The organism is Allomuricauda sp. MMSF_3307 (assembly GCF_030733585.1).
Classification (GTDB): Bacteria; Bacteroidota; Bacteroidia; order Flavobacteriales; family Flavobacteriaceae; genus Flagellimonas.
This window is the reverse complement of record NZ_JASHIQ010000002.1, coordinates 163,181-185,325: the sequence shown is the minus strand read 5'-3', so window position 1 is coordinate 185,325 and position 22,145 is coordinate 163,181. Positions and strand designations below refer to the sequence as shown.

Below are 22,145 nucleotides of genomic sequence, written 5' to 3'. Positions count from 1 at the left end.
GGAAAACCCATTAAGGCGCATGCAGCAACCTAGAACACTTCTGGACAATTTTTTCTTGGTCATTAAGGGACTTTGCATGGGTGCCGCGAACAAGGTTCCAGGTGTTTCCGGAGGTATTGTGGCCTTTGTGGCCGGCTTTTACGAAGAATTCATCTACTCGCTTCAAAAACTAAACTCCAAAGCGGTAAAACTGCTGTTCAACGGTAGGTTCAAAAGTTTTTTTAGGTACATCAATGCCAAGTTTCTGGGGCTCTTGATCTTCGGGATGTTGGTCAGCTATTTTAGCGTTTCCCGGATTTTGGACTATTTCTTGGATCACAACGAACTCTTTGTGTGGGCCACCTTTTTTGGGATGGTCATCGGGTCCATTTACTATATCGGAAAAGACTTTTCGCCCTGGAACCAGCGTACCATTCCAGCAGGAATATTTGGTTTGGTGGTGGGTGTTTCCATCAGTTTTTTGAACCCTGCCAAGGAGAACGATAATTTGCTGTTTATTTTCTTCTGCGGGATTATCAGTGTTTCCGGAATGACGCTTCCAGGACTTTCCGGTTCGTTTATTTTGATTCTGTTGGGCAATTATGTCCTGCTCTTGGTTGATTCCGTAAATGCCCTTTACGATACATTTTCCGAAGTGTTTTCGGGCGATTTCAGCTTTGTCAACAACAAGGAACGTATTCAGATTCTAAAAATTTTAGGCGTGTTCACCTTGGGTTCAATTACCGGATTGGTCACCTTTTCCCATTTGCTCAGTTATGTATTGAAGCATTTCAAAGCAACTACAACGGCAGTCCTGCTGGGCTTTATTACGGGGTCGTTGGGGGTCCTTTGGCCATGGAAACGAACTATTTTCAAGTTGGATGAAGCCGGAAATCCGTTATTGGATTCGAACGGCGACAAGATTATTCAAAATTATACACGACACTTCCCGAATATGGCCGAGGCGGAAACTTGGTGGGCCATCCTTTTTATATTGATGGGGATTTTGGTATTATTGATTTTGGATTGGTATGGCAACAACAGAAAAAAGAATGAACAGGTACGGGCTGCTCGGTAGAAATATTTTCTATTCCTTTTCCCAAGGATACTTTACCCAAAAATTCAAGGATTTGGGCCTTCAAGACCATAGCTACGAAAATTTTGATATCCAACAAATCGACGATGTTCAGCAGGTCTTGGCGCAAAAAAACCTAAAAGGCCTTAACGTCACCATTCCCTACAAGCAAGAGGTATTGCCTTATTTGGATGAACTGGACCCAAAAGCAGCTCAAATCGGTGCCGTCAACACCATTCAATTCACAGAAAAAGGGCTAAAGGGCTTCAATACCGATGCCTTTGGATTCCGAACATCACTGGAACCCTTTTTAAAAGCACATCATACCAAAGCATTGATCCTGGGAACAGGAGGCGCCTCCAAAGCGGTAAGATTTGTGCTTAACGAATTGGGAATTGAAAGCACTTATGTATCCCGCAGCAACAAAGAAGGTCAATATACCTATAACGACTTGAACAGGGACATCATCAGGGAAAATACACTCATTATTAACTGTACACCCTTGGGAACCTACCCAAAAACAGAGGATAAACCCAACATCCCCTACGAGTTTATAGGAACCGACCATTTACTCTACGACCTGATCTACAACCCGGAAAAAACAAGCTTTTTAGCAGCAGGTGAAGCAAGGGGTGCCCAGATAAGCAATGGTCTAAACATGCTCGAACAACAGGCAGAAAAGGCTTGGGAAATCTGGAACCAAGTCTAAAAATTACCTTTGGTAAAGACATCCGGCCCTTCCGTACATCCACCAAATCGCACAAAAGAAGAATCAATACTTTTGCTATTAGACAATTAAGTTGTTAAATTGGCAATAACTTTCATCAATCAATTAGGTAAACTAGCGACTAATGCAGGACAAGGATCGTAAACTTCAGCAGGCTGAAGGTGGCAAAGAGGAATCTACAGAACAAACAAAGGCACCATTGGAACAAGCCACTCAGGCCGAACCAAAAGTAGCCGAGGATACAGTATCCGAAACCGAAGGTTCCAATGAACCCGAATCCAAAGCGGTTCCCACAGAGGATAGCGACGATAAAAGCCCCAAAAAGGAAGAGTCCAACGATCACTTGGATGAAATCGATGAATCCAACGCCGAGGATGCCGAGGATACCGAAAACGAAAAAAGGCACACCATCCCCATGCTGGACTATCATTCTATGTCCATGGAAAACCTCGTTGGGGAGCTCCAGCGCTTGGTCAAGAATGAGAAAGTACAGGCCATCAACAAGCATGTGAGCGCCATTAAATATGAATTTGACCAGAAATTTCAGGATTTTCTGGATGAGAAAAAGGAAGAATTCATCTCCAAGGGAGGAAATGAAGTGGATTTTAGGTACAACTCGGTAGCCAAAAGGCAGTTCAACGAAGTCTACTCGGATTTTAGGGAAAAACGGGACCAGTACTACAAACAACTGGACCAGTCCTTAAAAACCAACTTGCAGAAAAGGTTGGAAATCATAGAGGAACTCAAAGGGCTCATCGACATTGAGGAAGATATCAACACCACTTACAATAATTTCAAAGACCTGCAAAACCGCTGGAAAAATGCAGGGCCTATTCCAAGGGCCAATTACAATGATGTATGGCGCACTTACCACCATCACATGGAAATCTTTTACGATTTCCTGCACCTCAACCGAGAATTGCGTGACCTTGATTTTAAACACAATCTTGAAGAGAAGCAGAAATTGGTGGAACGTGCCGAAGCACTGGCCGATGAACCGGACCTGAACAAGGCCTTCCGCGAACTGCAGACCCTTCATAAAATATGGAAGGAAGACATTGGTCCCGTTGCCAAGGAACATCGGGAAGAAATTTGGGAAAAGTTCAGCAATGCCACCAAGGCCATGCACCAACGGAGGCAAGAGCATTTCCAAGAGTTGGAGAAGGTTTACGAGAAAAACCTTGAGAAAAAACAAGAGATTATTGCGGGCATAGCCAAGATTGCCGAAAACGTGGCCGACAACCATCGCGGAATTCAACAGCAAATTAAGGAGGTGGAAGCGCTTCGCGAATCCTTCTTTAAAGCTGGAAAGGTGCCCCAAAAAGTGAACGAGGAGACCTGGGGACAGTTCAAGGAGACCGTACGCAAGTTCAACCGTACCAAAAATGCCTTTTACAAGAACCAAAAAAAGGAGCAACAGCAAAACCTTGAAAAGAAAAGAGAGCTTTTGCAGTTAGCCGTTTCCCTGAAGGATAGTGATGATTGGGCCGAAGTAACCCCACAGATGAAGCGCATACAGCGTGACTGGAAAAAAATTGGGCATGTGCCCCGAAAGTACTCCGACAAAATATGGAAAGAGTTCAAGGATGCCTGCAATCATTATTTTGACCGTTTGCATGCCGAAAGAAACGACGCCCATAACGAAGAGTTCGAGAACTTTAAAAAGAAAAGCGAGTGCCTTGACCGTTTAAAAGCCTTCCAGTTGAGCGGAGACAAGAAAAAGGATATCGAGGACATCAAAGCCTTTTTGTCCGAGTGGAAGCAATATGGCCGTATTCCCTACAATAAAAAACACATCAACGGGAAATTCAATAAAATTGTGGACGCCCTGTTCAAAAAATTAGGGATTGCCAAGGAACAATCCGAGTTGTTGAAGTATGGAAACAAGGTACAGGAACTGGCCAAGACCGAGGACAATTACGCCATTGGCAATGAGCGTATTTTTGTAAAACGCAAAATTGACGAAGTCAAGTCCGAAATTCGCCAATTGGAGAACAATCTACAGTTTTTCTCCAACGACTCAGAGGACAATCCGCTGGTGAAAGAGGTAGTCCAAAAATTGAACAAGCAAAAAGAAGCCCTCCAAACCTGGAAGGAAAAGATGAAAAACCTCAATATCTTGGAGCATAAGCTCAATAAGGAAAGTGAAGAGGAAGAAGCTGAGGGCAGCGAAGAGGAAGAATAAACATTGCCTTTTAGGCAAAACAACAAAGGGCCGCTAAAAGCGGCCCTTTGCTTTTCTTTCGCCTAAGCTTCGATACATTCGAGTAAATAGTTGATCAAGTCCGTAGTGGTAACGATCCCCACAATTTTTCCGTTATCCACCACCGGTAATGCATGAAACTCCTTTTTAGAAAGAAAACGTGCGACATCCTTAATGGAAGTTGTCGAAGATACGGTAACCACATCGCTCACCATCACTTGTGGTATGGTAAACATGTTGTATACAATGGTATCCACATATTCTTCATGTTCGTCCACCGCATCGGCAAAGCTAATCCGGAGCAAATCCGTGTAGCTCAACATGCCTTTGATGGTATTCCCCTCAACAACAGGGATATGTCGTATACGGTGCTTTTTAAACAATCGCTCCGCGGTCACCAAATCATCTTGGGGAGAGAGCGTGACCAGTTTTCTGGTCATTATTTTTGAGATAGGTACACTATTTTTCATCACTCCATTAGTTTATCAATTCCTCGAATGAAGTTACTCCAATACCTACTGGAAAAGTATGATAATTGTCAGCCTATCGCCTGTTGACACAGGATATCCGTAAAATGGAGTCTCGACTTCCATCAAAATGAAATTCACATCCATTTTTTATCCTTACATCTCATTTTTTTGGGTTTTCCAGTAGGAACCTTCATTTTTATAGTCAAATACCAACCAATCCAATACCAATGAAGAATTTTTTTACTCTTTTCTTGTTCTTGCTTTGCAGCCTTCCGGTCATCTCACAAAACTATTTTGAGACCAGCTGGGTAAGCGGCGAGGTGAAATACACGGCCCTTGTCATTTTTTATAGCGATACCGAAGCAGTGGTCCGTGTAAAATATTATGCCAACGGGGCAGATAAAGTCGCGGGCTATATCTGCAGTTACAAGGACTTTCAAAAAGCGGATGGTACAACGGACAAATACCTGAATGGATACGACGCTTACATTGTTCGCGGGCCATCCGGCTCCAGCTACAGCGCGGACAATTTTTACCTGAAAAATAACGGGGGCTCCTTCCAAGCCTATACTGCCGATGACAATGCGTTCTCGAGTGGCGACTTCACACAAGTGATGAAGCCAATGCTGTACTGGGTAGAACTCAACCCAGAAGCGATGACAAAGGGGTATTTGGACGATTACTTTTTAGAGGGTGAAGAATTGCTACAGTTACTCATGTACATGAACAAAGGTGAACTATCCTTTTCAGTACCCAATAACTCGGTTACTGTTTTGGCCAATGGTGTGGATGGTCAATCAGTTTGGGCAGCCGTAATGGACTCCAAGACCAAAACCTCCTATTCGGAACAGCGCATCAAAGAATCGACAGAGTTTCCCAGTGAATGGATAAAAAGTCAATGGGCGAACGGTTTCTACATCAGCACTTTCGATTATGATGAAAGCAAAAAAACCTTTGTGGTTCTGATGAGCAAGGGTTCTGGCCGTGGACCACAATCTTGGAGAAAATCCGAAACTTTTCCAAAGGAATGGGTCAGCGAAAAATGGGATGACGGTTACCACATTACCTCCATGATGTACGGGGGTGGCAACTGGTACCTTGCCATGGACAAGAACACTGGATTTGGCACCCAACGTTGGCGTACAAGCTACGATATACCCAGGGATTGGATGATTGATAGCTGGAACGAGGACTATGCGATTACTTCGGCCACCTATGGTAACGGATTATGGGCCTTAACGATGACCAAGGGTTCCAAATTAGGGGCACAAACTTGGAAAACGGATGCATCTTATCCGTTCGAATGGATTAAGGAACGGGCCGAAAAGGGATACTCCATTACCACCATTACTTATGGTGAGGGAATGTGGTTGGTAGTTATGACCAAAAATCCGACCAATACTACAAACCGATCCAGCACGCAATACTCGGATCTCCCCATAAGTTGGATTTTAAAGAATGCCGGATACTAATTATTTCGCTACGTTCACCGATCTGGTTTCCCGGATTACGGTGACCTTTACTTGGCCTGGATAGGTCATATCTGTTTGGATTTTCTGGGAGATTTCGAACGAAAGTTCGGCGGCCTTGTCGTCGTTCACCTTTTCGCTCTCCACGATCACGCGTAGTTCCCTACCCGCTTGAATGGCGTAGGCTTTCTGTACGCCGTGGAAACCAAAGGCGATATCCTCCAAATCCTTCAAACGTTGGATATAGGAATCCAACACCTGCCTTCTGGCGCCAGGACGTGCACCGCTGATGGCATCACACACCTGAACTATGGGTGAAATAAGTGTGGTCATTTCTACTTCATCGTGGTGGGCACCAATCGCATTGCATACTTCATCTTTCTCCCCATATTTTTGTGCCCATTGCATTCCCAAAATGGCGTGTGGGGTCTCCACTTCCACCTCGGCCATGGGTACTTTTCCAATATCGTGCAACAATCCAGCTCTTTTCGCCAATTTTGGATTTATGCCCAATTCGGCAGCCATTACACCGCAAAGTTTTGCGACTTCCCTGGAGTGCTGCAAGAGATTTTGTCCGTAAGAGGAACGGTACTTCATTCGCCCAACAGCTTTGATCAATTCGGGGTGCAGGCCATGAATACCCAAATCTATCACGGTACGTTTTCCAATTTCGGCGATTTCCTCATTGATTTGCTTCTCGGTCTTTTTGACGACCTCTTCGATACGGGCAGGGTGGATTCGACCATCAGTTACCAAACGGTGCAAGGACAATCTGGCCACTTCCCGTCTCACAGAATCGAAGCAGGACAGTATGATGGCCTCAGGCGTATCGTCTACAATGATTTCAACCCCAGTGGCTGCTTCCAGAGCACGGATATTTCTTCCTTCACGACCGATGATTCGCCCTTTTACATCATCTGACTCCAAATTGAATACGGAAACGCAGTTTTCAACGGCTTCTTCGGTTCCGATGCGTTGAATGGTATTGATTACAATCTTTCGGGCCTCTTGTTGTGCGGTAAGCTTCGCTTCTTCCAAGGTGTTTTGGAGGTAAGCCATGGCATCGCTCTTGGCGGTTTCTTTTAAAGACTCTAGCAGTTGCGCCTTGGCATCCTCTGCGGAGAGTCCGGAAATGACCTCTAGTTGCTGCACCTGACTTTTGTGCAATTTCTCTACTTCGGCCTGTTTCTTATCGAGTATCTCGCTTTTGTAATCGACCTCCTTGATTTTCTGTTGCAGTTGGTCGTTCAGTTTTTTGTTCTTGGCCAATTCGCTGCTCACCTGCGATTCTTTGTCCCTGGTGCGCTTTTCGGCTTCCGCGATTTTTTTATCCTTGTTGATGATGACCTTTTCATGCTCTGCCTTCAACTCCAAAAACTTCTCCTTCGCCTGAAAGATTTTATCCTTTTTGATGCTTTCCCCTTCCTTATTGGCCTCTTTTACGATATTGGCCGCTTCTCGCTTTGCATTGGCAATGGTCTTGGATGCCTTTCCCTTCTCCATCATCTTGGCTATGGCAAAACCAATTGCCAATCCAACGACTGCCGCAACAACAATCACTATGATATTATCCATGTTTAGTTTGTGTTTAGTTAAAAAAAAAAGCCCACATCGGAAGAAGTTTTGTACAAACTCCAAAATACAGGTTTAGGGCTAACAGACTGATCAAGGATCCCTATACGGGTAGGGCCTGCTTTTACAGCCTAAACTCACCCTTTCTAATTATATTAGTGTTGAGTTTGTCAAAAAATATTTACCAATGTGGGCAGTAACAATATTTTATTTAAAAGAACTTATTCTCCCAGTTTGGAATGGACCAGCTCGTCCAAAGCCCGGAGTCGCTGCATAGCGGCCTCTGCATTTTCGGAACGGTCTATTCCGCCTTGCTCAATTTTGGATGCAAACTGCAGGGCACACATGGCCAACACATCTTGCTTGTCCCGAACGGCATAGTTTTGCTCAAACTTCTTTGCTAGATTCTCAATATTCTTGGCTGCCTTTCGCAACCCTTCCTCCTGCCTTGGGTCAATCGTAAGTGGATATACCCTATCGGCAATCGAAAGCTTTATTTTGAGCTTCTCGTCCATAATTTCGGTAACCTTTAATCCGCCAGTTTTGCAATGCAAACATCCAGTTCGCGGATCAATGTATTTATTTTGAGCTTAGCTTCTGTTTTACTCGAATTACTACCCAGCATCGTGTTCGCCATTTTTAGGGAGTCATATTTCTCCTCCCATTCTTTGAGAGCGTTCTGTTTAAGTTCGTTTTCCTCCTTCAGAAGTTCCAAATCATTTCTCAATTTGGCATTTAATTGATGCAACAGCTCCATTTTGTGCAGCAGTTTGCTCACCTTGTTCTCCAAAGAATCCACAATCTCAACAAGTTCGCTCATAGATGCAAACAACAATACGTATTACACAAAGTTAACCAACCTCGCCCAACCTCGCAATACTTTTTGGATTTATTCTTAAAGTGTTGCTTTAAGCAAAATAGGGGCGTTCAAATCTTTTCATCAAATCAAAACATTGGTTACATTCGTAGATAATTTTTGAATTGCCCTATGCGCCACACCTGCTTTTTAGTCCTTTTTTCCATCATTTTCCACCTACATGCACAACAAGAATATCCGCAAGATGCTTTCCGCTCTCCCTTGGACATTCCCTTAGTGTTGGCCGGAACTTTTGGGGAACTACGTTCTAACCATTTCCATGCCGGTGTGGACATCAAAACACAACAGCGCGAGGGATTACCTGTTTTTGCGATTGGAGATGGCACGGTAACCCGCATAAAAGTCTCGCATTGGGGTTATGGCAAGGTTCTTTACATAGCACACCCCAATGGCTATACTTCTGTTTATGGCCACCTTCAAAAATTTGGGCCCGAAATCGAGGAATATGTTAAAAAAGTGCAATACAGGGAACAGTCCTATGAAGTGGAAATATTTCCAGATTATGGGGACCTCAAGGTCATCAAGGGAAATACCATTGCCTATTCCGGAAATACCGGTGGTTCCGCAGGTCCGCACCTGCATTTTGAAATACGGAACAGCGTGAACGGTAAACCTACCAACCCGCTTCTGTATGGTTACGAGGTCAGGGATGCTACAGACCCTACCCTTTTGGAGCTTTATGGATATCCCATATCCGATGGGACTTTGATCAACCAGAGCGCCGAAAAAATCCAGTTGAACTTTACCCGACAATCGGATGGTTCCTTTTTAGCCGACCCTGTAAGCGCGATCGGCACCATCGGTTTTGGCATCAATACATTTGACCGCTTGGATATGGCCGCCAATAAGAACGGTGTTTACGCCATCAAACAAACGGTGAACGGTAGGATATATTCCGAATTCGAATTTGAAACTTTCTCCTTCGGAGAATCGCTCTACATCAATACACTTATTGATTATGAACATTATTACAACAACAGAGACCGTATTCAAAAATGCTTTAAGGAACCCTACAACTATTTGAGCATATACAAAACGCTCTACAATGATGGTAAAATCGATGTGGAAGATGGCATGTCGTACAATGTGGAAATGCATATTTCCGATTTGGCCGGCAATACCACCAAGCTCGTTATTCCTGTTGAGGGCAAACAGCAAGAGGAAAAAATTGGGAAAGCAGATAAAACCACAGACCACTTTGTGATTGCGGACAAGCCCAACAATTTTGATTTGGGTGTGGCCAAAGTATATTTCCCGGCGAACACGTTTTATGAAGATTTCTTTATCCACTTGGAAAAAGGCTCCGATACCGTTACCATTCACGATAACAGTGTAGCGGCGCACCGAAACTTCACCATTAGTTTTGACCCCTCTGGCCATTCAGAGGCGGATAGAAAACAACTGTTCATTGCCCATTTGGAGCGCGGGGGGCGCCCCTCCTACTCCAAAACGTATAAAAGGGATGGCTCTTTCACCACGCGCACCCGTACCTTGGGCACCTATACGTTGGTCAAGGACAGTGTTGCCCCAGAGATAAGGCCCAAAAATTTTAAGGCAAAGCAATGGTTGAGCAATTACAGCTATCTCAGTTTGACCATCTCCGATGACCTGAGCGGCATTGACACCTATTCGGCCACCTTGAACGGCAAATGGATATTGATGGAGTACGAACCCAAAACCAACACCATCACCTACAATTTTGATGATAATGTTGTGACGGATACCGAATGTGAACTAAAAGTTATTGTTACCGACAACGTAGGCAATTCCAGTACCTATACAGCCAACTTTTTCAGGAAATAGCCTTATTTTTGCACACGTAAAATCGGCCAGCGTTATAAACATGCCTTTTTTGCATGGCTTTTGTACCATACATAAAGTCAGCCATCTATAAACAACAACCGTAACCTTAGTGAAGATTGTTGAATTAAAAACAGATCAATGAAAAAGATTGTCTTTGTGCTTACTCTTTTTGCCACTACGATGGCAATGGGCCAAAAGAACATTTATGAAAGTATACGATTTGACGAATACACCGAGGACCACGAGATTCTTGCCATTGTACCCTTTATCGCGAATTTGGAACTAAAAAAAGCAGTTGATCAGGATGAGCTCGACGTATTGGCCCAAAAAGAAGGTTATGCGGTGCAAAATGCCCTTGAAACCTATTTTTCCCGACGTAAGAAAAGGAAAAAGTTCAACGTTGACTTTCAAAATATTGCGAATACCAACGCTATTTTGGCACAGAATAATATCACTTACGATAACATTGATACCTACACCACCAAGGAGCTGTGCAAAATATTGGAAGTGGACGGCATCATTAGCGGTAACCTCAACCTCAATATCTTACTTTCCGAAGGAGTTCCTACAGATTTCAGCATTTTGGATTATTTCAGTGGGAATGCCAACTATGGACGCATTGGGGTTAAAATAAGCGATGGCGAAACCGGCAAGCTGCTATGGAAATACGAGAATGAAATTTCCAAAAAGACGGGCAAAAATACGAATGAGCTTATCGATAAGATGATGAAAACCGCATCTAGAAAGTTTCCATACGATAAGGAAAAAAGAAGAAATAGAAATTAAGCGACAGGAACGCTTAGCTGTTAGCGAACTCCTTTAGCACCTCGACCGTATAGTCCAATTCTTCCTTGGTATTGTACATGGAAAACGAGAAACGAAGGGATGGTTTGTCCAACTCCTCTCCCGATAAAATTTCGTTGAGCACATGTGAACCTTGATTGCTTCCGGATTGGCATGCACTGCCTTTGGAGCAAGCAATGCCCTTCATATCCAAATGGAACAAAAGCATTAACCCTTTTTGCTTATCAAAAGGCAAGCGGATATTGGCCAAGGTGTATGTACTTTTTTCCATATCGCCAGAGAGTCCATTGCATTCGGCTCCGGGCACTTCTGCCAAAACCCTTTCCACAAAGTATCTTTTGAGCTCTCTTATGGTCTTGGTCTCCTCTTCCAAATGCTCGTACGACTTTATAAAAGCTTCTTCCAATCCAACGATATTGTGAAAAGACTCTGTTCCGGCCCTGAAGCCCCTTTCTTGGGACCCACCCAAAATTAATGGCTTTAATCCCGAATTTTTGCGGATGTAGGCAAAGCCGATTCCTTTTGGACCGTGAAATTTATGGGCTGCTGCTGCCAAAAAATCCACATGCACCCCCTGTACATCCCATGGGTAATGGCCAATGGACTGCACGGTATCGGAATGAAACAGGGCATTATTTGCTTTGCATAGTTCTCCTACCGCAGCAATATCGGTGATATTCCCAATCTCGTTATTCACATGCATCAAACTGACCAGTTTCTTGGAATCATCTTTTTTCAACAAGGTCTCCAAATGACCCAGATTTGGATTTCCGAACTCGTCTAGATCTACAAACCATAGGTTAATGCCGTACTCCTTTTCCAACTCTTCCACGGTATGCAATACGGCATGGTGTTCTATTTTGGAGGTAATGATGGTCTTTACCTCCAAATCCCGAACTGCGCAACGCAAAATCATATTGTCGGCCTCGGTTCCGCCCGAAGTGAAAATAATCTCGGAAGGCTGGGCATTCAAGGTCTTGGCAATGGTTTTTCGAGCCTGCTCCACTGCCGTTTTAGCGGATCGTCCAAAACTATGGGTAGAGGAAGGGTTACCGTAATGCTGGGCCAAGGCCTCCTGCATCCGTTCGATTACCTCTTGCCTCACTTGGGTGGTGGCGGCATTGTCCAAATAGACTTTTTGCATGGTCGAGTTCTTTTTTTGAGAGGAGCAAAAGTACAGGAAATAAAGTTAATTTCTTTTAAACTATTCCCAAGGATTGGTATAGTAAAATTGATTTACGTTAAATTTGGCGCATGAGAAAATTCGTCTTTTCAGTACTTGTTTTGGGTATGTTGGGGTCTTGCAGCGATGGTGACCTTGAAATAGAAACCATCGACTTTGATAGTGCCTCCCTTCAGTTTTGTGCCAATCCGGTCGCAAATGCCAAAAACCTCATGTTCAAAATAAACGATAGCGAGGCGCTCATCCTCGAACTACAGAGCGGAACGCTTAATAAAGGGGTCGTGGGCGAAACCGTGATTACCGAGAGTGCAGTGCCCAGCCAATCCCAAGTCACCTATCGGGCTTTTTCCGGCACAGTGAACAAGGATTATTTCTGTGATGAAATTCCTGTGGTGGAACCAACGGTTATCCAAGAAGTGGTGGCACAGGATGGTGCCGTAATTATTGAAACCATGCGCTCCGAAAGCGATACTACCCGTTTTGTGCACAACATAAGCCTTAGTGGAATATCTTTTGTGACCAGTAATGGAGATCGCATTACCAACTTGGCCATCAATGAGTTTGGTGAAGTAACTACGCCAGTGCCCAACTAGGCATTTTGATAGATGTAGACCTCGGTGGCACCCAAACCGTACTTTTGATAGTCCGCATCATAAAATTTTACGTTATCGTAGCGATTGAACAGATACCGTAACTCTTCTTTTAACACACCCTCGCCCACTCCGTGGATAAACACCACTTTTTGGATCCGTTTGCTGATGGCAAAATCCAATTGCCTTTTGGCGGTGTCCAGCTGAATGTTAAGCATATCGTAGTTGCTCATGCCCTTGCTTGATTTTACCAGTTGATGGATGTGTAAATCGACCTCCATTTTTGGCGCACTACGTTCTTTGGGCTTTATAGTTGGGGCTTTCCTTTTTTTGGAGGCCGCCTTTTCCTTTTTGACTTGGGCCACTTCATAATTGGTCACCGAAATATCACTTTCAATCTTCACGAGGTCGTTCTCCATAAAGTGCATCGGGAAACCATCCTCGGTAATCAAGGTCACCCTATCGCCATCCACTTTCTGGATCACTCCAGAAATGGCTTCGTCCAGTACCTCTGCCCTATCTCCAATTGAAAACTTGCCCATATTGCGTTTCTTCTCTAAAAAATGAGGTGAAAATTAATCACAGATACAAAAATAATAGTATTTTTCGGGCTCGACAGTATTATGACGAACCTAATGCCAACCATAACCGCCTTCAGTCTAGAGGACTATATGCTGCCCTGCCTAAACAAACAACTTTTGGGTGTGGACTGTCCTGGTTGCGGTTTACAGCGTTCGGCTCACCTTCTCCTGCATGGAGAGTTTGTGGCAGCTTTTCAAATGTATCCTGCCATTTACACCATAATACCACTCTTCGCGCTGGTAATTAGCAGTAAGATATTCAATTTATCGGTGGACCACCGATGGATATCTGGATTAGGAGTGGTTACGGTAGCTTTGATTTTAATAAATTATATTCTAAAATTCTTACACTAAACATTTAAACCATGGAACAAAAGAACCTTCCAAATGTAACCATCGCCTTAGTTTTGGCAATTTTATCATTTTTATGCTGCTGTTTTGGAGGAGCACCTGGGCTTGTCTTGGGCGGAATAGCTTTTTTACTCGTTAGAAAAGATGAAAAAACCTATGCCGAGAACCCAGAGCTTTACAAAAACTACAAAACTTTAAAAACCGTTCGCACACTGGCTATCATTGGTATGGTACTCGGTCTGTTGTACCTATTGTATACCCTGTGGACCATTAACCAAATGGGAGGCTGGGAAGGCTACATGGAAAAAGTACAGGAAATGACGGAACAATATCAATAAAAAAGATATGAACCAACAACCCTTACCTGGGGCAAGCACGGTGTTGACGATGGGGATACTCTCCATTGTCCTCACTTTGTTCTGTTGTGGTCCTTTTGGTGCCATCTTTAGCATTATCGGATTGGTAAAAGCTAAAAGTGCGGACCAGTTGTACCAAGCAAACCCCGAAAATTATACCGATTATAGCAACGTAAAAACGGGCAAAATCCTATCCTATATCGGATTGGCATTAGCAGTAGTGTCCCTCGTTCTTACGATTCTTTACTTTGGATTTATAGTAGCGGCGATCACTACAGGAGAATTGAGTGGCGAATTTTAATTCGCCACTTCACTTATAAATTTAAGGCGGTACAAGCGAAGTTCCTCATCTTCGTAATCGCCGTCAAATTCTTCTATGGCCGCCGAGATGGAATCGGTATCGGCTTCCAGGAAGTAATCATGGATTTCTTCTTGTTGGTCCTCATCCAATATTTCATCGATCCAATACCCAATGTTCAACTTGGTTCCACTGAACACAATCTGCTCCATTTCCTTGATGAGTTCCGGCAATTCCAGTCCCTTGGCCGAAGCAATGTCATCCAAAGGCAATTTTCTATCTACACTTTGGATCACATAAAGCTTTAATCCCGAGTTGGCTCCCGTACTTTTTACGACAAGGTCGTCCGGCCTTACCACATCATTTTCCTCTACATACTTCGAGATCAAATCAACAAAGGCCTTTCCATATTTTTTTGCCTTTCCCTCACCTACTCCCTGAATGTTGATCAGTTCCTGCATGGTGACGGGGTACTTTAAGGACATATCTTCCAACGACGGGTCTTGGAATACCACAAAAGGTGGAACACCTAATTTCTGGGCCTCCTTTTTGCGAAGATCACGAAGTAGTTTCAATAATTGTTCATCGGCAACGGCTCCGTTCGATTTTTCGGCGGTGACAATATTGCCCGTTTCGTCCTTGGAGTACACATGATCCTTCGTCATCATAAACGAAGTGGGCTTCTCCAAAAATTGTTTTCCCTCCTCGGTTACATGGAGAATCCCATAGCGTTCGATTTCCTTTTTTAACAGACCCGCAACAAGGGCTTGCCGCGTTAAGGCCATCCAAAACTCCTTGTCCTTATCCTTTCCGATTCCAAAGAAACTTTTCTCATCCGTTTTGTGCGATGAGATCATGGCGTTGGTTTTGCCCACCAAAACCCTTACAATTTCCTTGGTCTTGAACTTTTCGTTGGTATCGAGAACTACGCTCAGTAATTTCACGACATCATCTTTGGCCTCTTCTTTTGGTTTGGGATTCCTCGCATTGTCGTCCATATCGGCTCCTTCCCCATTGACCTCATCGAACTCTTCCCCAAAATAGTGGAGTATAAATTTTCTTCGGGAAATGGATGTTTCGGCATAGGCCACGATTTCCTGAAGCAGTGCATTCCCAATTTCTTGTTCGGCCACAGGCTTTCCCGACATGAACTTTTCTAACTTTTCCACATCCTTGTACGCGTAATACGCCAAGCAATGTCCTTCGCCACCATCCCGTCCGGCACGACCGGTTTCCTGATAGTAGCTTTCAATACTCTTTGGGATATCATGGTGGATGACGAAGCGCACATCGGGCTTATCGATGCCCATACCAAAAGCAATGGTGGCCACGACCACATCTACCTCTTCCATCAAGAACATATCCTGATACTTGGAACGTGTTTTGGCATCGAACCCGGCATGATACGGGACAGCGCTCACTCCATTCACTTGGAGTACTTGGGCGAGTTCCTCGACCCTTTTTCGGCTCAAGCAATAGATGATTCCCGACTTTCCTTGGTTCTGTTTTACAAAACGGATGATGTCCGCATCCACATCCTTGGTTTTGGGACGCACTTCGTAGAACAGATTGGGCCTGTTAAAAGATGCCTTGAACACCTTGGCGTCCGTCATCCCTAAATTTTTGATAATATCTTCCTGTACCTTGGGAGTCGCCGTTGCGGTGAGGCCAATAATCGGGATATTGTCCCCCAACCGATTGATGATGCCACGTAGGTTCCTGTACTCCGGTCTAAAATCGTGACCCCATTCTGAAATACAATGGGCTTCATCCACGGCCACGAACGACAGTTTCACCTTCCGTAAAAAATCAACGTTTTCCTCCTTGGTCAAGGATTCCGGTGCTACGTATAGCAACTTGGTCACTCCGTTTACAATATCCTCCTTTACCTGTTTTACCTCTGTTTTGGTCAAAGAAGAGTTGAGGACATGTGCAATCCCATTCTGTTCAGATATGCCACGTATGGCATCCACTTGGTTTTTCATAAGGGCGATCAACGGGGAAACTACAATAGCGGTCCCTTCTTTCATCAGGGCCGGTAATTGGTAGCACAGGGATTTACCTCCTCCCGTGGGCATGATGACAAAAGTGTCATTATCACTTAGTACATTTTGGATTACACCTTCCTGTAACCCTTTAAACTTCGAGAAACCAAAATATTTTTTGAGCGAGGAGTGCAAATCAGTATTTGTTAGGCTCATTTCCGCATTTTTCAATTAATAACAAGCAAACCTAATAGGTAGTTGAAGCTTTACAATTTAACCACTCGTTTACAGAAGCATCTATTCTCACTTTCACAATAGTCTGTAAAAGATAGTTTGATTAGTTTTGTAATCTTAAAGATAAGACATTCTTTTAGGAATACAATCAGTAAATCGGTTTATTACTTTTTAATACTTTGAACGACACCAAATCCATTTTATCCATAGCAAAACGGACGCTTGAGATTGAAAGCAAGGCCGTGGCCAACCTGATCGGTCTTTTGGACGAACAGTTTGCGAAAGCCGTACAGTACATCATGGAATCCGACGGAAGGGTCATTGTTACCGGAGTGGGCAAAAGTGCCATTGTGGCCTCTAAGATCGTAGCCACTTTAAACTCTACCGGCACCCCTGCCATCTTTATGCATGCCGCAGATGCCATTCACGGCGATTTGGGCACCATTCAGGAAAACGATGTGGTCATCTGTTTGTCACAGAGCGGAAACACTCCCGAAATCAAGGCGTTGCTTCCCCTCATTAAAGTGGGAAACCACAAGCTTATCGGTATCACTGGAAACATGGAATCCGTATTGTCCAAACAGGCCGATTTTGTGCTGAACACCTACGTGGAAAAAGAAGCCTGTCCCAACAACTTGGCCCCTACCACGAGTACCTCTGCCCAAATGTCCATGGGCGATGCCCTCGCCATTTGCCTGCTGGAGCTCAAAGGATTCAGCAGTGCGGATTTTGCCAAATACCACCCTGGTGGCGCATTGGGAAAGAAACTATATTTGCGCGTCGCCGATATTGTGGTGAACAACCAAAAACCACAAGTGGACATCAATGCCGACATTAAGGAGGTGATCGTTGAAATTTCCGAGAAAATGCTCGGTGTTACCGCTGTGATGGATGAAGGCAAAGTGGTAGGTATTGTAACCGATGGCGACGTACGAAGAATGTTGAGCAAATACGATAACATAAGTGGACTGACCGCAAAGGATATTATGACCTCCAATCCAAAGACCGTAGACGTGGACACTTTGGCCGTAAAGGCCTTAAAACTGCTCCAAGAAAAGAGCATCTCCCAACTATTGGCTTTTGATGGTGACAGCTACGCGGGAGTAGTCCACATCCATAACCTGATAAACGAGGGAATCCTATAATGGCTAAAAAACAGAGAAAAAATCCAGATGAAATGTCCTTTTTGGACCATTTGGAAGAATTACGTTGGCATTTGGTGCGCTCCACCCTGGCGGTGGTCATCATTGCCTGTGCAGCCTTTGCCTTCAAAGGCTTTATTTTTGATACGATATTGTTCGGTCCCAAAAACATGGACTTCCCTACTTATCAGTTCTTTTGCAACATCGGGAAGTTCTTTGGGGTAGATTCCGAGTTTTGTGGGGAATCGTTGCCCTTTACCATTCAGAGCCGTTTGATGGCCGGACAGTTTTCCGCCCATATCTGGACCTCGATTTGGGCAGGTGTGATCCTAGGTTTCCCCTACATTTTGTGGGAGCTTTGGAAATTTATCAGCCCGGGACTTTACGAAAACGAGCGAAAGCATTCCAAAGGCTTCATCATAACCGCCTCAGGGTTGTTTTTTCTTGGGGTGCTGTTCGGGTACTATATCGTAGCCCCCCTATCCATCAATTTCTTGGGCTCATACCAAGTCAGCAAGGAAGTATTGAACGAAATCGACTTGGCTTCCTACGTGGGTACGGTTCGGGCCTCCGTGATTGCCTGTGGAATCATGTTTGAATTGCCCATTGTCATCTTCTTTCTGACAAAGGTTGGATTGGTGACCCCCGAAATCCTAAAGAAATATAGAAAAATCGCCCTGGTTATCATTTTGATACTTTCGGCCATCATTACACCTCCCGATATCACCAGTCAAATTATCGTTTGTATTCCAGTACTGGTTCTGTATCAAGTGAGTATTTTTATATCCCGAATGGTCGTTAAAAGAGAAGCCAGAAAAGAGAAAGCTAGACAAAATGCCAAATAAAGTAGAAGAGTTCAATGCCTATCGTGCCAAGATGAACGATAAGCTGCTTGCTGAGAACAACAAGCTCATCAAACGTATTTTTAATCTAGACACCAATGCCTATATGGCAGGCGCTTTGGATGTGAAGACCAAGGAACTATTGGGACTGGTGGCCTCTGCGGTTCTCCGTTGCGATGATTGTGTGAAATATCACTTGGAAAGTTCCAAAAATGCAGGCGCCAACAAAGAAGAGGTTATGGAAACCCTAGGCATCGCCACTTTAGTGGGAGGAACCATTGTAGTGCCCCACTTGCGCCGCGCCTACGAATATTGGGAAGCCCTGGAAGAAAACGAAGCCTAAAAAAATCCAAAAGAGCATTCGCCAGACAAAGAATATGTTTAGTTTTGGCAAACTTCTATGAAGCTACGCGCAGAAAATATCATGAAGGCCTACCGCGGCCGAAAAGTTGTCAAGGGCATTTCCCTAGAGGTCAATCAAGGTGAAATTGTTGGACTTTTGGGTCCCAATGGGGCAGGAAAGACCACCTCTTTCTATATGATCGTGGGATTGATCAAACCCAATGGCGGCCATATTTACCTTGATGGCATGGACATTACCAGTTTTCCCATGTACAAAAGGGCACAGCATGGCATAGGCTATTTGGCGCAGGAAGCATCGGTTTTCCGAAAACTGAGCATCGAAAAAAATATTCTTAGCGTGTTGCAGCTCACCAAATTGAGCAAAAAAGAGCAGCACATGAAAATGGAGTCCCTTATCGATGAGTTTGGTCTGGGACACATCCGCAAAAACCGCGGGGATTTGCTTTCCGGCGGGGAACGCCGTCGTACCGAAATCGCGAGAGCCCTGGCCACGGACCCAAAATTTATTTTGTTGGATGAACCTTTTGCCGGGGTAGACCCTGTTGCCGTAGAGGACATTCAGCGTATTGTGGCGCAATTAAAGAACAAGAACATCGGTATTTTGATTACGGATCACAACGTACAGGAAACCTTGGCCATTACCGAACGCTCCTATTTGATGTTCGAAGGTGGTATCCTAAAGGCAGGTGTACCCGAAGAACTCGCCGTGGATGAGATGGTACGTAAAGTGTATTTGGGCCAAAACTTTGAGCTGCGCAAAAAGAAGCTCGATTTTTAGATTTTCACTATTTCTTCTTTTTTAGCTCCACTTGAATGGATGGAGAAAGGCGCTTCAGATGCGCAATGAATCCCATTTTATCTTTCGGGGAGATAATGACACTGCTGTATTTGCCGTAGTACACCTCCAATCGGTCCAAAGAGGCTGCCGGTGAACTTATGGGGTTGTTCGACTCCACTATCCTAGTGACATCTTTAATCAGAATATTTTTTTTGATAAAGAAAAACGAAATTACCGTTAGGACTTCACTGGTCACCTCATAGGAAATGGAATAAAAAAGTACTACCAATAAAATTAAGCTTCCTATTAGTATGGTGAACCCCAATAGACTGGCTTTATCAATAGAATTGGCTATCAAAAAACCGTAAATTATGATGATGGGCAATAAAAGCTCCCAACCCACTTTGGATGGATAAACAACTTTATTCCCTTCCTGATTGCTATACAGTTTTCCCTCCTCCATCAATCAATGACATCAAAATATACACGAAAACAATCACCGGAATCGCCAAAAAACGAAGGGTCAGTAGTAACACCAAGCTCCCGATGATGAACAAATAACGAATTCCATTCTCCTTAAAGCTCCAATTTTTGAACTTGAGGGCGAACAGTTTAATGGGCGAATTGAGCAGATACGAACTCAGTACTGTCAAAATCACCAAAAACCATGGATTGAGTATGATGTTGTTCAACGTCTCATTGTTGTGGTACAAGAGTATCATGGGCAAAGACAGGATCAAAAGCGCATTGGCAGGTGTCGGCAGTCCCACAAAAGACGAAACCTGATTTTCGTCCACATTAAATTTGGCCAAACGGTAGGCCGAAGCCAGGGTTATGGCAAAGCCCACGAAGGGTAATAGGGTAATATCGGCATCATGACCAATAAACCCAAGGTTCCATCCGCCCCGTTCCGCCATGCTCAATAATTGAAACATGACCACGCCCGGCACCAAACCGCTGGTAATCACATCCGCCAAGGAATCGAGTTGTACACCGATCTCGCTCTGTACCTTCAAGACCCGTGCAGCCAATCCATCAAAAAAATCAAAGAAAATCCCGATAAACACGAACAATGCGGCCCACTCCAAATGATTGAGCACTGCAAATACCGTGGCAATACAACCGCTCATCACGTTGAGCAAGGTCAGGAAATTGGGAATATAGGACTTCATGTATCTTAAGATTTTCGTAAAAATAAAGGAAAAATTGAACTGTGGGCCACTTACTACGGAAGGTGCCGTTTTTATTCAGATATTTGCCCTGATAAAAATCAAAATGAATCGAAAGCTCCAACTTCTAGTATTTTTCTTCGCACTAGGGAATTTCCTTTTTTCCCAAACACCTACACTTACGGAAAATGCAAAAGTAAGCGTGATCACTTGCGCTTCGGGGGACGCACTGTACTCCGCTTTTGGGCACACCGCATTTCGGGTGCAGGACACGGCCTTGGGCATCGATGTGGTATACAACTACGGTACGTTTGATTTTGAACAGCCCAATTTTTACCTCAACTTTACCAAAGGAAAAATGATCTATTCCCTTTCCCGCAGGAGTTTTGAGGCGTTCCTCTATGAATATGAACTGGAAAAAAGATGGGTGAAGGAACAGATTTTGGATTTGACCGTAGCGCAGCGCAATCAGCTTCTCCTGTTTTTTGAGGAAAACTACCTGCCCGAAAACCGGGATTATCTCTACGACCCCCTGCTGAACAATTGCTCCAGCATCACGGGCGATATTTTGAAGGAACAGTTTGGGGACGCCATTGTATTTGATGGCTCCTATCTGGAAAAACAATACACCTTTAGGCAGCTGGTACGCCAGTTTTTGGACATGAATTCTTGGTCCATGTTCGGAATCGATTTGGCTTTTGGGTCACCCGTAGACCGAAAGGCCACCGTTCAGGAGCATATGTTTTTGCCCTACTATACCATGGAGCAATTGCGGCAAACCACTTTTAATGGCAAGCCCATTGTGCAAAGGGAACGCACCATTTTGGATTATAATGAACATTTACAAAGGGGGTTTTTTCCCTTGTCTCCCTTGTTTTGGTTTATCTTATTGCTGGCATTCACGGGCATCATCACCTATTTTGATTTTAAACACAAGGCGCGCAGTCGGTGGCTGGACTTTTCACTCTTGTTCATTACCGGTTTGGCAGGCACCTTTTTGTTTCTGCTTTGGGTGGCTGCGGACCATACCTCCACCCCCTATAATTACAATATTTTATGGGCATTTCCTATCAACCTAATAGTCTCTTTCACCCTACTGTTTCAAGATAAGGTTCCGCAATGGAGCCCAAAATATTTTATGTTCACTCTTGGGTTGATGGCTATTATGCTCCTCCTTTGGATACTAAAGGTGCAGATTTTTTCTCCCGTACTCATTCCGTTACTTTTGACCCTGGCCATACGATACGTTTACCTCATCATGTATTCCAAATTGTAAGAAGGTCCACAAACCATA

Annotated in this window: 24 protein-coding genes and 1 other RNA gene; 15 read left to right on the top strand and 10 right to left on the bottom strand. The window is 44.1% G+C overall.

Annotated elements, in window-relative coordinates; genetic code table 11:
- Positions 1-19 precede the first annotated feature (19 nt).
- The 3 genes from RBB12_RS05255 (at position 20) to RBB12_RS05245 (ending at position 3,966) form a co-directional block, all read left to right on the top strand.
- Positions 20-1,057 carry a DUF368 domain-containing protein gene (locus RBB12_RS05255; protein WP_306013324.1) on the top strand — a complete coding sequence of 346 codons (1,038 nt, stop codon included), beginning with the start codon at positions 20-22 and terminating at the stop codon, positions 1,055-1,057.
- Complete coding sequence (locus RBB12_RS05250; RefSeq protein ID WP_306013325.1) at positions 1,011-1,763, top strand: shikimate dehydrogenase; 753 nt, start codon at positions 1,011-1,013, stop codon at positions 1,761-1,763. The genes RBB12_RS05255 and RBB12_RS05250 overlap by 47 nt, the downstream gene beginning before the upstream one ends.
- A 142-nt stretch (positions 1,764-1,905) precedes the next feature.
- Entirely contained in the window at positions 1,906-3,966 is a 2,061-nt protein-coding gene (locus tag RBB12_RS05245) for a DUF349 domain-containing protein (protein ID WP_306013326.1), read from the top strand.
- A 62-nt stretch (positions 3,967-4,028) separates the two neighbouring features.
- Here the strand turns inward: RBB12_RS05245 and RBB12_RS05240 are convergent, their stop codons facing one another.
- Positions 4,029-4,454: a CBS domain-containing protein gene (locus RBB12_RS05240; RefSeq protein ID WP_306013327.1), complete on the bottom strand. Its 426-nt coding sequence runs from the start codon at positions 4,452-4,454 to the stop codon at positions 4,029-4,031.
- A 227-nt stretch (positions 4,455-4,681) separates the two neighbouring features.
- Here RBB12_RS05240 and RBB12_RS05235 point away from each other — a divergent pair, with 227 nt between their 5' ends.
- A complete protein-coding gene (locus RBB12_RS05235) occupies positions 4,682-5,926 on the top strand; it encodes a hypothetical protein (protein ID WP_306013328.1) in 1,245 nt (414 codons plus the stop codon).
- Here the strand turns inward: RBB12_RS05235 and rny are convergent, their stop codons facing one another.
- From rny to RBB12_RS05215, 4 genes are all read right to left on the bottom strand, one after another.
- Positions 5,927-7,498, bottom strand: coding sequence for a ribonuclease Y (gene rny, locus RBB12_RS05230; protein WP_179384167.1), 1,572 nt, complete (start codon positions 7,496-7,498; stop codon positions 5,927-5,929). It abuts the gene before it with no gap.
- Between the two features lie 54 nt (positions 7,499-7,552).
- Positions 7,553-7,662: non-coding RNA, 6S RNA (ssrS, locus tag RBB12_RS05225), on the bottom strand.
- A 54-nt stretch (positions 7,663-7,716) separates the two neighbouring features.
- Entirely contained in the window at positions 7,717-8,010 is a 294-nt protein-coding gene (locus RBB12_RS05220; protein ID WP_127141430.1) for a cell division protein ZapA, read from the bottom strand.
- A 14-nt stretch (positions 8,011-8,024) separates the two neighbouring features.
- Complete coding sequence (locus RBB12_RS05215) at positions 8,025-8,315, bottom strand: hypothetical protein (protein ID WP_179384168.1); 291 nt, start codon at positions 8,313-8,315, stop codon at positions 8,025-8,027.
- Positions 8,316-8,483: 168 nt separating this feature from the next.
- Between RBB12_RS05215 and RBB12_RS05210 the strand changes: the two genes are divergently transcribed.
- Positions 8,484-10,175, top strand: a complete 1,692-nt coding sequence (locus RBB12_RS05210) for a M23 family metallopeptidase (RefSeq protein WP_306013329.1) — start codon at positions 8,484-8,486, stop codon at positions 10,173-10,175.
- 138 nt (positions 10,176-10,313) lie between these two features.
- A complete protein-coding gene (locus tag RBB12_RS05205) occupies positions 10,314-10,961 on the top strand; it encodes a hypothetical protein (RefSeq protein WP_179384170.1) in 648 nt (215 codons plus the stop codon).
- A gap of 13 nt (positions 10,962-10,974) precedes the next feature.
- On the opposite strand, the gene RBB12_RS05200 is transcribed toward RBB12_RS05205, so the two are convergent.
- Positions 10,975-12,123, bottom strand: coding sequence for a cysteine desulfurase family protein (locus RBB12_RS05200; protein WP_306013330.1), 1,149 nt, complete (start codon positions 12,121-12,123; stop codon positions 10,975-10,977).
- A gap of 110 nt (positions 12,124-12,233) precedes the next feature.
- Between RBB12_RS05200 and RBB12_RS05195 the strand changes: the two genes are divergently transcribed.
- The gene (locus RBB12_RS05195) at positions 12,234-12,755 is read left to right on the top strand and encodes a hypothetical protein (RefSeq protein ID WP_306013331.1); all 522 of its coding nucleotides are present in this window, start codon (positions 12,234-12,236) and stop codon (positions 12,753-12,755) included.
- On the opposite strand, the gene RBB12_RS05190 is transcribed toward RBB12_RS05195, so the two are convergent.
- Positions 12,752-13,294, bottom strand: coding sequence for a Smr/MutS family protein (locus tag RBB12_RS05190; RefSeq protein WP_306013332.1), 543 nt, complete (start codon positions 13,292-13,294; stop codon positions 12,752-12,754). The genes RBB12_RS05195 and RBB12_RS05190 overlap by 4 nt on opposite strands.
- 81 nt (positions 13,295-13,375) lie before the next feature.
- On the opposite strand from RBB12_RS05190, the gene RBB12_RS05185 reads away from it, so the two are divergent.
- Genes RBB12_RS05185 through RBB12_RS05175 form a run of 3 tightly spaced genes read left to right on the top strand, consistent with a single transcriptional unit; the run spans position 13,376 to position 14,341 of the window.
- Complete coding sequence (locus RBB12_RS05185; protein WP_313882858.1) at positions 13,376-13,687, top strand: DUF2752 domain-containing protein; 312 nt, start codon at positions 13,376-13,378, stop codon at positions 13,685-13,687.
- Between the two features lie 11 nt (positions 13,688-13,698).
- Entirely contained in the window at positions 13,699-14,022 is a 324-nt protein-coding gene (locus RBB12_RS05180; RefSeq protein WP_179384175.1) for a CCC motif membrane protein, read from the top strand.
- Positions 14,023-14,029: 7 nt separating this feature from the next.
- On the top strand, positions 14,030-14,341 hold the full coding sequence (locus RBB12_RS05175) for a CCC motif membrane protein (protein WP_306013333.1): 312 nt from the start codon (positions 14,030-14,032) through the stop codon (positions 14,339-14,341).
- On the opposite strand, the gene recQ is transcribed toward RBB12_RS05175, so the two are convergent.
- Complete coding sequence (gene recQ / locus RBB12_RS05170; protein ID WP_306013334.1) at positions 14,338-16,539, bottom strand: DNA helicase RecQ; 2,202 nt, start codon at positions 16,537-16,539, stop codon at positions 14,338-14,340. The two genes, RBB12_RS05175 and recQ, sit on opposite strands and share 4 nt — an antisense overlap.
- A 197-nt stretch (positions 16,540-16,736) precedes the next feature.
- On the opposite strand from recQ, the gene RBB12_RS05165 reads away from it, so the two are divergent.
- The 4 genes from RBB12_RS05165 to lptB are packed head-to-tail and all read left to right on the top strand — an operon-like array spanning position 16,737 to position 19,682.
- Positions 16,737-17,702 carry an SIS domain-containing protein gene (locus tag RBB12_RS05165; protein ID WP_306013335.1) on the top strand — a complete coding sequence of 322 codons (966 nt, stop codon included), beginning with the start codon at positions 16,737-16,739 and terminating at the stop codon, positions 17,700-17,702.
- On the top strand, positions 17,702-18,544 hold the full coding sequence (gene tatC, locus RBB12_RS05160) for a twin-arginine translocase subunit TatC (protein ID WP_306013336.1): 843 nt from the start codon (positions 17,702-17,704) through the stop codon (positions 18,542-18,544). The genes RBB12_RS05165 and tatC overlap by 1 nt, the downstream gene beginning before the upstream one ends.
- Complete coding sequence (locus RBB12_RS05155; RefSeq protein ID WP_179384180.1) at positions 18,534-18,884, top strand: carboxymuconolactone decarboxylase family protein; 351 nt, start codon at positions 18,534-18,536, stop codon at positions 18,882-18,884. The genes tatC and RBB12_RS05155 overlap by 11 nt, the downstream gene beginning before the upstream one ends.
- Positions 18,885-18,941: 57 nt before the next feature.
- Entirely contained in the window at positions 18,942-19,682 is a 741-nt protein-coding gene (lptB, locus tag RBB12_RS05150) for an LPS export ABC transporter ATP-binding protein (protein ID WP_179384181.1), read from the top strand.
- Between the two features lie 7 nt (positions 19,683-19,689).
- Here the strand turns inward: lptB and RBB12_RS05145 are convergent, their stop codons facing one another.
- Together RBB12_RS05145 and RBB12_RS05140 are read right to left on the bottom strand one after the other, a co-directional pair.
- Positions 19,690-20,145, bottom strand: coding sequence for a PH domain-containing protein (locus tag RBB12_RS05145; protein WP_306013337.1), 456 nt, complete (start codon positions 20,143-20,145; stop codon positions 19,690-19,692).
- Positions 20,123-20,854: a phosphatidylcholine/phosphatidylserine synthase gene (locus RBB12_RS05140; RefSeq protein WP_306013338.1), complete on the bottom strand. Its 732-nt coding sequence runs from the start codon at positions 20,852-20,854 to the stop codon at positions 20,123-20,125. The genes RBB12_RS05145 and RBB12_RS05140 overlap by 23 nt, the downstream gene beginning before the upstream one ends.
- Between RBB12_RS05140 and RBB12_RS05135 the strand changes: the two genes are divergently transcribed.
- A complete protein-coding gene (locus RBB12_RS05135; protein WP_306013339.1) occupies positions 20,853-22,127 on the top strand; it encodes a DUF4105 domain-containing protein in 1,275 nt (424 codons plus the stop codon). The two genes, RBB12_RS05140 and RBB12_RS05135, sit on opposite strands and share 2 nt — an antisense overlap.
- Positions 22,128-22,145: the final 18 nt, after the last annotated feature.